Origin of the sequence: Mesorhizobium sp. M7A.F.Ca.US.006.01.1.1 (genome assembly GCF_003997935.1) — a bacterium.
In the GTDB taxonomy this organism is placed as follows: domain Bacteria; phylum Pseudomonadota; class Alphaproteobacteria; order Rhizobiales; family Rhizobiaceae; genus Mesorhizobium.
Genome location: NZ_RZQL01000205.1, coordinates 1 through 12,640 on the forward strand (window position 1 = coordinate 1; position 12,640 = coordinate 12,640).

10 protein-coding genes and 2 pseudogenes are annotated in these 12,640 nt (G+C 57.4%); 11 read left to right on the top strand and 1 reads right to left on the bottom strand.

Features of this window, described 5'->3' with window-relative positions; genetic code table 11:
* From EN943_RS27830 to EN943_RS27875, 10 genes and pseudogenes are all read left to right on the top strand, one after another.
* A pseudogene (locus EN943_RS27830) lies at nucleotides 1–209 on the top strand (beta-ACP synthase); the annotation flags it as partial.
* Nucleotides 210–1,062: 853 nt separating this feature from the next.
* Complete coding sequence (locus tag EN943_RS27835) at nucleotides 1,063–1,653, top strand: NodA family N-acyltransferase (protein ID WP_063169401.1); 591 nt, start codon at nucleotides 1,063–1,065, stop codon at nucleotides 1,651–1,653.
* Entirely contained in the window at nucleotides 1,650–2,309 is a 660-nt protein-coding gene (nodB, locus tag EN943_RS27840) for a chitooligosaccharide deacetylase NodB (protein ID WP_063169400.1), read from the top strand. The genes EN943_RS27835 and nodB overlap by 4 nt, the downstream gene beginning before the upstream one ends.
* Before the next feature lie 15 nt (nucleotides 2,310–2,324).
* Nucleotides 2,325–3,650: a chitooligosaccharide synthase NodC gene (gene nodC, locus EN943_RS27845; protein ID WP_063169399.1), complete on the top strand. Its 1,326-nt coding sequence runs from the start codon at nucleotides 2,325–2,327 to the stop codon at nucleotides 3,648–3,650.
* A 261-nt stretch (nucleotides 3,651–3,911) separates the two neighbouring features.
* Nucleotides 3,912–4,826 (top strand): nodulation factor ABC transporter ATP-binding protein NodI, encoded by a 915-nt coding sequence (gene nodI, locus EN943_RS27850; RefSeq protein WP_024505873.1) that lies wholly within the window; start codon nucleotides 3,912–3,914, stop codon nucleotides 4,824–4,826.
* A 3-nt stretch (nucleotides 4,827–4,829) separates the two neighbouring features.
* Complete coding sequence (locus tag EN943_RS27855; protein ID WP_063169398.1) at nucleotides 4,830–5,618, top strand: ABC transporter permease; 789 nt, start codon at nucleotides 4,830–4,832, stop codon at nucleotides 5,616–5,618.
* Between the two features lie 283 nt (nucleotides 5,619–5,901).
* Nucleotides 5,902–6,663, top strand: a complete 762-nt coding sequence (locus EN943_RS27860; protein WP_063169397.1) for a sulfotransferase domain-containing protein — start codon at nucleotides 5,902–5,904, stop codon at nucleotides 6,661–6,663.
* Nucleotides 6,664–7,055: 392 nt separating this feature from the next.
* A complete protein-coding gene (locus EN943_RS27865) occupies nucleotides 7,056–8,339 on the top strand; it encodes a dicarboxylate/amino acid:cation symporter (RefSeq protein ID WP_210326678.1) in 1,284 nt (427 codons plus the stop codon).
* A 275-nt stretch (nucleotides 8,340–8,614) separates the two neighbouring features.
* Nucleotides 8,615–9,676, top strand: coding sequence for a LacI family DNA-binding transcriptional regulator (locus EN943_RS27870; RefSeq protein ID WP_051695606.1), 1,062 nt, complete (start codon nucleotides 8,615–8,617; stop codon nucleotides 9,674–9,676).
* Between the two features lie 164 nt (nucleotides 9,677–9,840).
* A complete protein-coding gene (locus EN943_RS27875) occupies nucleotides 9,841–10,644 on the top strand; it encodes a TIM barrel protein (RefSeq protein ID WP_063169395.1) in 804 nt (267 codons plus the stop codon).
* Between the two features lie 48 nt (nucleotides 10,645–10,692).
* Here EN943_RS27875 and EN943_RS27880 read toward each other — a convergent pair whose 3' ends face one another.
* Entirely contained in the window at nucleotides 10,693–11,610 is a 918-nt protein-coding gene (locus tag EN943_RS27880) for a LysR family transcriptional regulator (protein ID WP_063170390.1), read from the bottom strand.
* 701 nt (nucleotides 11,611–12,311) lie between these two features.
* On the opposite strand from EN943_RS27880, the pseudogene EN943_RS27885 reads away from it, so the two are divergent.
* Nucleotides 12,312–12,640 (top strand): annotated as a pseudogene (locus EN943_RS27885) (IS110 family transposase); the annotation flags it as partial.

Consider the following 12,640-nt stretch of genomic DNA (forward strand, 5'->3'; position numbering starts at 1 on the left):
GCGCAGCGAGCGCGCTTGAAATGATCGCCTGCGTGATGGCAATCCAAGAGGACGTCGTGCCGCCGACCGCCAACTATCGCGAGCCAGATCCCGCTTGCGACCTCGACATCACACCCAATGTGCCGCGGGAGCGCAAGGTGCGCGTCGCCATGAGCAACGCCTTCGCCATGGGCGGTACGAACGCAGTTCTGGCATTCAGGCAGGTGTAGAAGCCATGCAAGACGCCTCATTTGAGGTCACCTGTCGTATCTAGCTGCTTGCCGGACCACTATGTAAAGCGAGCGCTATTGGCTGCCTCTGCGATGCGGGAATTGGCAGCGGACGTCTCTCGATCAAACAGGCATCTTGCTTGTAGAATTCTTTTAATCGTGAAGCGGCGCGAGTGCGCTATCCGTTGAGGTGAGCAAGGCCGGCGCCCTGGGTGAGCGCTGGTGTCGGGTGGTGGAAAGTACAGGGGGAGCTGTGTGGCCCCTCTTTCTCGGCCTCGACGATGTGCGAAGGAGCCTGCGCGGCGAACGGGCCAACGCCCCAGGCTCAGAACCTGGGCGAACCTAACTCCCGCCAAAGGACAGCCCAGAGCTGGATACACGAAAGAGATACTGAACCCGCGAATCAGATTCTGATCAATCGTCGTGTCTGAGCTCCACTCGGCTCTTACGGAGATAATCGCGCGGCCCGGCAACGGCCGCGCGTGCCGCGGGCGTGAGCTTTGCGCTTCGTCAGAAGTGCCTCGAGCGTGACGACGATAATTGACCAGCCATATGGAACGCATTCGCCCAGTTATCCAAAGCGTGGATACCTTTCATCTAAACAAAGGATTTTACCGTTTTTGCTGCAGGTCCCATAGAAGCGCTTCAAGTTGGAAAGATAGGTAGTTCCGATGGTTGCGTTGGATCTGAGGAGCATCATCTGGTGTGCGGGGCGTACAAAGTCAGTCGCATCTGCATTGCGGCTTGGTCTTTCGGCGGTCCCCACAAGTTACGCCCCGTTGGCGCGACGCCAATTATTTAATCAATGCTTGGACATTTATCTCAACCAGACAGCTACAAGGTGAGGTCTTCCATGCGTCCGAATGTCGAGTGGAAGTTGTGCTGGGAAAATGAGCTGCAACTGGCCGACCATGTCGAACTCTCCGACTTTTTTCGAAAGACCTATGGACGGACTGGCGCCTTCAACGCGGAGCCATTCGAAGGCGGCCGCAGTTGGGCCGGCGCGAGGCCGGAATTCCGCGCAATCGGCTACGACGCGCATGGGGTAGCGGCTCACATCGGCATGCTGCGGCGCTTCATCAAAGTTGGCGAGGTCGACTTGATCGTCGCTGAATTGGGCCTGTACGCGGTTCGTCCGGATCTTGAAGGGCTCGGAATCGGTTTTTCGATGCGCGTGGCGTACCCAGTGCTCCATCAGTTGGGTGTTCCATTCGCTTTCGGCACGGTTCGGCACGCGCTGCGAAACCATGTCGAAAGATTCTGCAGAGCCGGCCTCGCGAACATTGTGTCGGGCGTTCGCGTACGGTCGACCCGTCCAGATGTGCATCCCGACCTGCCGCCCACGCGCCTGGAAGACGTACTCGTGTTGGTTTCGCCGATCGGACGCTCGATGGACGAGTGGCCGTCTGGTACCCTGATCGACCGGAACGGTCCGGAACTATGAAGCCTCTGGACTACATATGCGAAGGGCAGAGTGACAATGCCGATCGCATTGCAGAGCGCAGCGTCTATCTGACGTTTGACGACGGTCCCAATTCATTTTTCACACCGCAGATACTCAATGTGCTGGCGCAACATCAGGTGCCGGCGACCTTCTTCGTTGTTGGGGCCTACGCGGCCGACGAGCCGGAACTCGTTCGCCGAATTATTACAGACGGCCACGGTATAGCCAACCACACGATGACTCATCCGGACCTAGCTAAATGCGGGTCCGTCGAAGTCGACTGCCAGATAGTTGAGGCAAACAGAGTCATAGGGATGGCTTGCCCGCAGGCCATGGTTCGGTACTTTCGTGCACCCTATGGCATCTGGACCGAAGAAGTAATCGCTGCATTAGCGGGTGAGGCATTGGCGCCCGTCCATTGGTCCATTGATCCACGCGACTGGTCTCGCCCCGGCGTTGACGCCATCGTCGACAGAGTGCTCGCCGATATCCGGCCGGGCGCAATCGTGCTGTTGCACGACGGGTGCGCTCCCGACGAATTGCAACCAGGCAATCAAGCCAGTCTGCGCGACCAGACGGTGACAGCGTTGTCACGCCTAATTCCAGAATTGCACGGCCGCGGATTTGTAATCCGATCACTTCCTCAACATCCCTGAACAAACAGAGATCCTATGGACCTTCTCACCACAGCCAGTACTGTTGCCGTTTCGTCTTATGCGGTGCTCTCGACTGTTTACAGAGGCATGCAAGCGGTCTACTCCCAACCGGAAAATGTTACGCCGCCGTCGGAAAGCTTGTTCGGATCCGACCGTTGGCCGAGCGTGGATGTCATTATCCCCTGCTACAATGAGGACCCGCGCACACTCGCGGCGTGTTTAGCTTCCATTGCAAATCAAGATTACTCCGGAACATTTCAGGTCTATCTGGTTGACGACGGTTCTGGAAATCGTAATGCCGTCATCCCGGTACATCACGCCTACGAGGGCGACCCGAGATTCAATTTCATTCTGCTCCGCGAAAATGTTGGCAAACGCAAGGCGCAGATCGCCGCCATCCGCCGCTCATCTGGAGATTTCGTGCTCAGCGTCGACTCTGACACGACACTTGCGTCCGACGTCATCACGAAGCTTGCAGTAAAAATGCGGGATTCCATGGTCGGAGCGGCCATGGGCCAGCTGACGGCATACAACCGCAGCGACACTTGGTTGACCCGATTGATCGATATGGAATACTGGCTGGCTTGCAATGAGGAGCGCGCGGCGCAAGGTCGCTTTGGTGCGGTCATGTGCTGCTGCGGCCCATGTGCAATGTACCGCCGGTCTTGTCTCCTTTCTCTGCTGGATCAATACGAGACGCAGCTGTTCAGGGGGAAACCAAGCGACTTCGGTGAAGACCGTCATCTTACGATCCTCATGCTGAAAGCAGGCTTTCGAACCGAGTACGTTCCAGGTGCCGTCGCGGCGACAGTCGTTCCGGACAAGATGGGACCTTATTTGCGCCAACAACTCCGCTGGGCACGAAGCACTTTCCGGGACACGATGCTTGCGCGAGGTCTACTGCGTGGCCTGGATCGCTATCTAACTTTGGATGTGATGGGAGAGAATCTCGGCCCATTGTTGCTCGGCATCGCGGTAGTAACGGCGCTCGGTGAGTTACTATTTTCACATACAGTAAATTGGTGGACGGTGCTGGCTATTGTCACGATGACCATAATCAGATCTACGGTGTTATCTTTCCGCACTCGGCAGCTTCGATTCATCGGCTATTCAATGCACGCGTTAATCAGGATATTCCTGTTGATCCCCTTGAAGGCTTACGCCCTGTGTACATTGAGCAATAGCGATTGGCTGTCGCGTAAAAGTGTTCCCCTGCCCAACAGCAGCACAAAGGAAATCACAAGCGCGATGCCGCTTGGCGGAGCAAATGCTGCGGGCAATTCTGGAATTGCGGAGTCACTTCATACTGCAGATCTTTCGCTCACAGCTAGTGAAGTCTGACGGCCTTGCAGCGCCGAGTGACCGAGTAAGTTGTGTCAGTCGACACGGGGTGAAGCTTGTCGAGTTACCTATGGTCAGAACGGGGACTATGTGGAAGCGACACGTGGCATCTTGACGTTATTCTTTGGCGGAAGCGATACACACGTCGCTCCGGCCGCGACTTTCCAAAGGTGTCATCTCAAGGCGGTGGCCTGCTCTGAACCAGAATTCGCAAGTAAGCTGCCGGTGGCCAATCGGACTCATTCCGCTTGAGATAGACGCATGTCCAATGTAGCAATCGACCTTACCGGCGTAACCAAATTATTCGGAAACAAGCTCGTTGTGGACGGGCTGTCCTTCACCGTTGCATCGGGAGAGTGCTTCGGTCTGCTGGGGCCTAACGGCGCAGGCAAGAGCACGATTGCGCGTATGCTCCTCGGTATGACCCGGCCTGACGCGGGTGATATAACAGTCCTCGGTCTACCAGTGCCGGCACGCAGCCGCTTGGCCCGCAAGGGCATAGGCGTGGTCCCGCAGTTCGACAATCTCGACCTGGAATTTACGGTACGTGAGAACCTGTTGGTGTTCGGGCGCTACTTCGGCATGAGTACAAGAGAGATCAACGCCGTCATCCCACGGCTGCTCGAGTTCGCTCGCCTTGAGAGCAAGGCGGATTCACGTGTCGGCCTGCTATCCGGCGGGATGAAGCGGCGCCTGACGCTGGCACGTGCTCTGATCAACGACCCCCAGTTGCTTGTGATGGATGAGCCCACGACCGGCCTCGACCCGCATGCCCGCCATCTGATCTGGGAGCGACTTCGTTTCCTGCTGGCGAGCGGAAAAACGATCATTTTGACCACCCATTTCATGGAAGAGGCTGAGCGGCTTTGTGATCGGCTGTGTGTTCTCGAGCGGGGACGCAAGATCGCCGAGGGCAGTCCTCATGCGCTGATCGACGAGTACATTGGGTGCAACGTGATCGAGATCTTCGGCGGTAATCCACAGGAGCTGATTTCGCTGATCAGACCGTACGTTCAGCGTGTCGAGGTAAGCGGCGAGACGCTCTTTTGCTATGCGCCTGAGCCGGAGGATGTGCGCATCCAGCTTCGCGGTCGAGCGGGTCTGCGTATTCTAGAGCGTCCACCCAGTCTGGAGGACGTTTTCTTGCGGTTAACCGGACGTGAGATGGAGAAGTGAGCAATGGGTGAACGTTTTGCGGCCGCTCTACCCGCCAACGCCTGGAACTGGATGGCGGTGTGGCGCCGCAATCATCTGGCATGGAAGAAGGTGGCATTTGCTTCAATGCTCGGCACCCTTGCTGATCCGATGATTTACCTTTTCGGGCTCGGCACTGGCCTTGGACTGTTGGTAGGCCGCATCGAAGGTGCATCCTACATCGCCTTTCTGGCAGCCGGCATGGTTGCGACGAGCGCGATGACAGCATCAACCTTCGAAACAATTTACGCGGTTTTCGGTCGAATGCGCGATCAGGGCACTTGGGAAGCAATCCTGCACACACAACTTACCCTCGGCGACATCGTTCTCGGTGAATTGACCTGGGCAGCCACAAAGGCTTTTCTGGCCGGTACGACAATTGCGATTGTTGCGGCCGCGCTAGGTTATGCCGCGTGGACGTCGGTTCTCTACGTGCTACCGGTCGTCGCTCTCACCGGATTCGCCTTTGCGAGCCTGGCCATGCTCGTCATCGCGCTCGCGCCCAGTTATCACTATTTTATTTTCTATCAGACGCTTGTCATCACACCCATGCTGTTCCTTTCGGGCGCGGTTTTTCCAGTCGGCCAATTGCCAGGAGTGTTTCAGCAGATTGCGGCCTTCTCGCCCCTGGCGAATTCTATCGAGCTAATCCGTCCGGTGATGCTCGGCCGCCTGGGCGACAATGTAGGGCTGCATATAGGCGCACTTTGCATGTTCGCTGTATTGCCTTTTTTTCTGTCGGCTGGACTGTTTCATCGACGACTAATGCGTTGACGCTTGCTTACACCCATTAACCAGAAGGAGGTCCGCAATGCCGGATGCAAACTGCCCACAGCGGCCCGGAGGCATGCGTATGCTAGGAATCGCGAGTGGTACAACGCCGAAGCCGGGCGCCACCCAGCCGCTGCAGGCACCCGCCCAGCTTCGCGACCACACCTCGAAGAACAGGCTGGATGGTGAGGCGCGGACCCACCCGGAGCGTTCAATCGATAGCAGCCAAGCTTCTTGTGCGCGTCCACAGACCGTCGCGGCCATTATTTAGTTGGATACACATGCAATGACCCACAACGAAGCAACTCTTGAGCCTTTTGTGATCCTTGCTATGCCAAGGACCGGAACACACTATTTAGAAGAATTGCTAAACGAGCATCCGACCGTTTTGAGTAACGGTGAGTTGCTAAACGAATATGATCCCAATTGGCCCAGCACTGATCGCCTGCTAGGCACGGATCGCGAGCTTCTTGAGCTTGCCTATGTGCGCTGCCCTATGCGCGACTACAAGAATGTGACGCATCTTGGATGCAAGATCAATGAACCTCAGTTTCGCGAGCGTCCCGCATTCTTTGCGGAACTGGCTCGTTGGCCAGCACTCAAGGTCATCCTTGTTGTTCGCCGAAACGTATTGGAATCGCTCCGATCCTTTGTGCAGGCCAGGGAAAGCGGTCACTGGCTGAAGTTCAGCTGGGACAACGATACCGCTCGGCCACCGAGCGTCAGGTTGTCAATCGCCGACTGTGAGGCTTATTTCAAAGCCGCCGACGATTTTCACGCTCGCGTTATGGACTCCTTCACGTCGACCAACCTGCTTGTAATGGAATACGAGAGCCTACTTCACGAACCTGCCCAATGCCTGGGAGCGGTTTGGGATTTCCTGGGCGTTCCAGCGCTTGAGCCATCAGATAACGCCATCCTGCAGCGCCAGGAAACGCGACCGCTGGATCAAACGGTGGAGAACTTTGACGAGTTGCGGATTCACTTCGCACGGGGACCTTATTCAAGATTTTTTGACCTCGGAGATTCAATGCGCTCCTACGCTTAATCGCTTGTACCGCGTGCTCTGATGGGCGTGTAGGATATCCTGCAGTTTGCGCGCATTCCGTCGCAAAACTGACAAACCAAAGTCACCAAGACGACAGAGATATCGGCCGGCAGTCGATCTGCGGCAGACATCAAAGACACGGCCGCAAGGCGACCTGGTCAATTCCCTCTCTGGCGAAGCACTTCTTCAGACGCGATCTTTGGCGAGCCTTGAGTGCAAATTCCGGCAAAGGTGGAGGGTTCCAGTGCGCAACCCGCACCAATCTCGCTGGACGGGACAGGCCTCCAGTTGGCACGGCGCTTGCTCCGAGATGACAGCAGCGCTCGACCGGAGCGCAGCATGGGAGAAGGAGGAGCCCCCACCCCGATCCGGTCAGGGAGAGAGAAACGGTGTTGGTTCCAAGAGTCCCCCGCGCGATCGCAGCGCCCCGCAAGCCCCATTTTGCCCGGACCTACGTGCAGGTGCTTGCCGCCATAGTCCTGGGAGCCGCAATTGGCTACCTCTATCCGGAAACCGGCCAGAGCCTGAAGCCGCTCGGCGATGCCTTCATCAAAGTCGTCAAGATGATTATCGCACCTGTCATCTTCCTGACAATTGCGACCGGCATTGCCGGCATGAGCGATCTGCAGAAGGTCGGCCGAGTTGCCGCCAAGGCGATGGTTTATTTCCTCACCTTCTCGACACTTGCACTCGTTGTCGGACTGATTGTCGCGAATATCGTTCAACCTGGCGCCGGCCTCAACATCGATCCGGCCTCGCTCGATGTCCAAGCCGTTAAGGGCTATGTGGCCACGGCTCACGAGCAGTCCGTGACCAGCTTCCTGATGAACATCATCCCGTCAACGATTGCCAGTGCCTTCGCGGAAGGCGACATCCTGCAAGTCCTGTTCTTCTCGGTCCTGTTCGGCATTGCTTTGGCGATGACCGGAGAGACGAGCAGGCCGGTCGTTACCTTTCTCCAGGCGCTTACCGCCCCCATTTTTAAGCTCGTCGGCATTCTGATGAAGGCTGCACCCATCGGCGCCTTCGGCGCAATGGCCTTTACGATCGGCAAATACGGAATCGGTTCGGTGGCCAACCTCGCGATACTGGTCGCGACGTTCTATCTTACCGCCTTCCTCTTCGTGTTCGGGGTTCTCGGCGCGGTCTGCCGCTACAACGGCTTCTCGATCTTTTCTCTCGTCCGCTACATCAAGGACGAGCTGCTGCTTGTCCTGGCAACGTCCTCCTCGGAGGCCGCGCTGCCCTCGCTAATGGAGAAGATGGAGAAGGCCGGCGCCGCCCGTTCGGTCGTAAGTCTCGTCATCCCTACTGGATACTCATTCAATCTGGACGGTACCAATATCTACATGACGATCGCCGCCCTCTTCATCGCCCAGGCGACGAACACAGATTTGTCAATTGCCGATCAGATCCTCCTGCTGCTAATTGCGATGCTTTCCTCGAAGGGTGCGGCAGGCGTCACCGGCGCCGGCTTCATCACATTGGCCGCTACTCTCTCTGTCGTGCCGAGTGTTCCCGTTGCCGGAATGGCTCTAATTCTTGGCGTGGACCGCTTCATGTCGGAATGCCGCGCGCTGACGAATTTAGTCGGTAATGCGGTGGCATCGCTCGTTGTCGCTCGCTGGGAAGGCGAATTGGACCAGTCACGGATGGAAACCGCTTTCCGCGGTTAGGGTTACATCAAACTGGCTCCCCGCAAGCAAGATCGCAACAGCGCGACGTGTAAGTAGCGGCCTTGACACAACAGTCGAATTGCCAGCCTCCAAAGAGCGCTGGAAATAGAGTACTAACGCAGTGAGTAATACAACACCATGAAGCCCCTAAGCAAACGAACGGTTCACGGAGACTCATCTGGGTGCGCATGGAGCGCTGTTCGTCGAATGCGCTATCCGCGGGGTGGGGGAACTATTTCAGCTTGCCGCCCCAAGCCGTCGCGGGAGCGCACCGGATGATGGAGGACCGGCCGATCAGAATCGCTAGGGGAAAGCGCGTCACAATAGCCGATCTCGCCCGCGAAGCCGGAGTCAGCGTAGCAACAGTCGATCGGGTTCTGAACGTCCGCCTTCCGGTGCGAGAGGAGACCGCCCAGCGGGTCCATGCGGCCGCGCACGCGATCGGCTATCATGCTGCCGGTCTCATCAAACAGCGCTTGCAGCAGCACCTGCCGCACTACAAGCTGGGCTTCATCTTGAGAAAACCTACCCACGATTTCTACCAAGATTTCGCTCGCAAGATCGAAGAGTCGGTCAGTATGGCTAAATCCTTCCACGGCCTTCCGATCATCGAGTTCGCGCAGTCACATTTGCCGCGTGACCTGCTCCCGCTTCTTAAGGACCTTGGGAGCCGCTGCCAGGCGATCGCCATGGTGGCGGCCGATCACCCGAAAATCACAGCATCAGTCGAGGAGCTCAAGGCGAAAGGTATCCCGGTATTTTCGCTGCTATCCGACTTCGCCGATGGCGTGCGCGAGGGCTACATCGGCCTCAACAACAGCAAGGTCGGACGGACTGCCGCTTGGGTGTTTTCCAAGGCCGCAAAACGGCCCGGCAAGGTGGCGGTGTTTGTCGGAAGCCATCGCTTCCAGGCGCATGCGACGCGGGAAACGGCCTTTCGTGCGTATTTTCGTGAGAACGCGCCAAAATTCGAGGTGCTTGATGCGCTCGTGAACCTTGATGAACGGCAGCTCACTTACGAAAAATTGCTGGATCTTATGCAGCGGGAACCAGAGCTCGTCGGCTTCTATATGGCCGGCGGGGGGATAGAGGGGGCAATTTCCGCGCTCCGAGAAGAGGGGAGCGGTCAGGATCTCGTCGCGATCGTGAGTGAAATGACGCCGCAGTCACGTGGGGCGCTTGCGGATGACATCTTGACGATGGCGGTCGGCACGCCAATGCGCCGACTTTGCCAGGAGCTGATAATGGCAATGGAGCGGGCCATCAAAGCCGGCGTCGCGGAGAGCCCGGGGCAGACATTTCTGCCGTTCGACATTTATCTTCCGGAAAATATTTGACCTTGATGGATTTCTATCATGAGCGCCCATTTTCCTTTCACCGATGAAAGGAAAGCTCGATTGACTCGGCCGTCTCTGTCCGATCTGTGAACCGGCGTGGTTCCGTCTTGAAAGAAGCCGGATGCCGAAATGGCAGCCGCGCTTCATGGAAGGAAAGTCAAGCAATGCGCCAGGTATCGCCCCGCTTTGCACTCGATCACATGGCGGCGCCCCGCCTTGACGTCAGTGCGCTTTTCGCGCTTGCCCGTGACCAAGGCCTGACCGACGTCCAAATCCGTTACCCTCATTTCAGCAATCCTGTCGCACGCGGCATTCCGGCTGCGGACGTTCGGTTGGCCGCTACCGAAGCGGGCGTCACGATCATCTCTGTCAACGCCTTGCAGCGGTTCAACGACTGGACTCCAACGCGTCAGGCCGAGGCAAGCAACCTCGCCGATTATGCGACGGCGTGCGGGGCGGAGACGCTCGTGTTGGTGCCGGCCAACCGCAGCTCGTGGCCCACCAATAGCGAGCGCCAGGACAATCTTCGTTTCGCTCTAAACGAGATCAAGCCAATCCTCCAGTCGCGGGGTCTGATCGGTCTCATCGAGCCGCTGGGTTTCCGAACCTGCTCGCTTCGATCAAAGAAGGAAGCGGCCGAGGCCGTTGCCGCGGTTGATGGCCAGTCCGTCTTTCGCCTCGTGCACGACACGTTCCACCACACCCTGGCCGGGGAGACATGCCTGTTCTGCGAGCTTACCGGCCTGGTGCACATTTCAAGCGTAAACGACCCGACCTTCTGGATTTACCCCGATCGCTTTCTTGCAGGTTCCGACAATGGCAGCCAGATTCAGGCGCTGCTGGATGGCGGCTACGCGGGACCTTTCTCATTCGAGCTGGTCGAGGAAGTCCATTCTCTGGACGATCTCGCAGGCGCACTTGCCGCCAGCATCGACTTTATCCGGCGAGGGCTATTGTCGTCAAAGTAGATGGTGACAGGAGTAGTGACTATAGGTGCGCCTGAATTTTCCGTGGGTTCACAGCGGGGCAGCCATCCGAGATGCCTCCTGTATCATTATCTCCCGCATCCAGATGCTTGCCGGATCGCTATTGTGGAGGGCCGGCCATTGGAGGGTCTCGGTGAATGTGGGAAATGGCAGCGGAAGTTCGATAACCCGCAGGGGGAACGTTTTTTCGAAATGCCTGACCAGCCGTAAGGGCATGGTCGCTATACGAGCTGTGCCGGACACCATAGGTGGAATCATGCTGAAGCCCTGCACGGCGACCTCGACACGTCTCTTAAGGCCATGCTCAAGCAAAAACCATTCCTCGATAGACGGCTTCATCGTACGCCCGAACCTGACCGCGACGTGCCTCATCGACATGTATCTCTCGAATGTAAGCTGCTGTGGCAGCTGCTTGTTTGTGGGACAGCCTACGCACACGAGCTTCTCGTCAAACAGCGCAACGCTTGAATGCACACTCGACGTGAACATATCCGGTAGAATTAGAAAATCGACGTCACCGCGCCGGAGAAGCTCATCGGGGCTATCGTCGACAGGCAGCAGTTCGAAGCTGACGGCGGGGGCTTCCCGTGAAATACGCTCCACAAGCTTTTCGAAAAACACGAGCGTGACGAAATCGGAAAGAATGATCCTGAAGAGGCGATCGGCTCGAGCTGGGTCAAACGGATCCGAAGAAATAATCGAGCACTGGATGTGCTGGAGAGCGTCGCGAACTGCGGGGGCAAATGCTGCCGCACGCGGGGTTAGAAATCTTTCGCGACCTCTTATCGTAAACAGTTCATCGCGGAAATAATCGCGCAGTCGGGCGACGGCCGCACTCATGGCGGGCTGACTCAGGTTAATCCTGCGTGCCGCCGCCGAGAGATTACGCTCCGTCAGGAGTGCGTCGAGCACAACGAGGAGATTTAGATCAAGTCCTTTGAAACGCATGTCATCAGCCATCCATGGGATGGATGCCTTTAACCGAAACAAACGACTTTAACAATTTAGCATTCTTGCAATCTTTTGTCGCAAAAAGTTTATGATGGATGACGTTAAGGTCCGACATATGAGCCGCGTGATCTGCCGAAGCGAGCAATCGTTCGTACTGTGCAGGTCAGAGATTGGCAGTTTGAAACGCCGGGCCGATGGCGCCGGTCTATCAACCAGCGTCTTCGGCGGCCCCGACCTAGCTAGGCGTGGAACCTAATAGGGTGCACCTTTCCAGTCCGAGGCGACTGATGGGCGGTTTGATCCTAAGCTGCCGTGAGGCCTGTGCCAATTGTATCGGCGAGCCAATGCAGCAGTCCGGCAGCGTTTTTGAGAGCTGTTGTAGGCTCGGCCTAAGCCCATTGGCGCAAGCCTATCTGAACGAAGCGCTTGGCCTTGCCGCTATCCGGTATGTGATCTGTGGTGCCTTCTCGTCCTGCTGTTCTTGTTTTGGAACGCCCTTATGGTGAGCCCATCCGGGACGTGGGGCACCGGGAGCACAAAGGTGCAGGCAGGCCGTCAATAGACCGTGGGCTGAGAGCCCGAGCTCGTTACATGGCCGCCCCTCGCGACTTTCCCGGATGCGCTGCGAGCGCGGATCAGTAGATGTCGTGTTGCCCGCCAGCTCCCGTCTTTGACCGAGCCAAGAAGGAGGAACGGGCATGCTTATCATCGGACTGGATATTCACCGCGCCTTCGCCGAAGCAGTGGCATGGGAGGAGGGCAGGCTCAGGCGACTCGGCCGCGTCGACATGCGGCGCGATCTGCTGGCGGCGTTCGCCGCGAAGCTGTCGCCGAACGATGTCGGGGTGATCGAGGCCACCGGCAACGCGACGTCCGCTGCAGCTGTGGTTGCGCCGCATGTGAAGAAGGTGGGGATCGCCAAGCCGAAACAGGTGTTTATCGTTGCCTATGCCAAGATCAAAACGACGATCGACGCCGACGTTCTTGCGCAGCTCTATGCCAGCGGCTTCTTGCCAGAAGTCTGGAT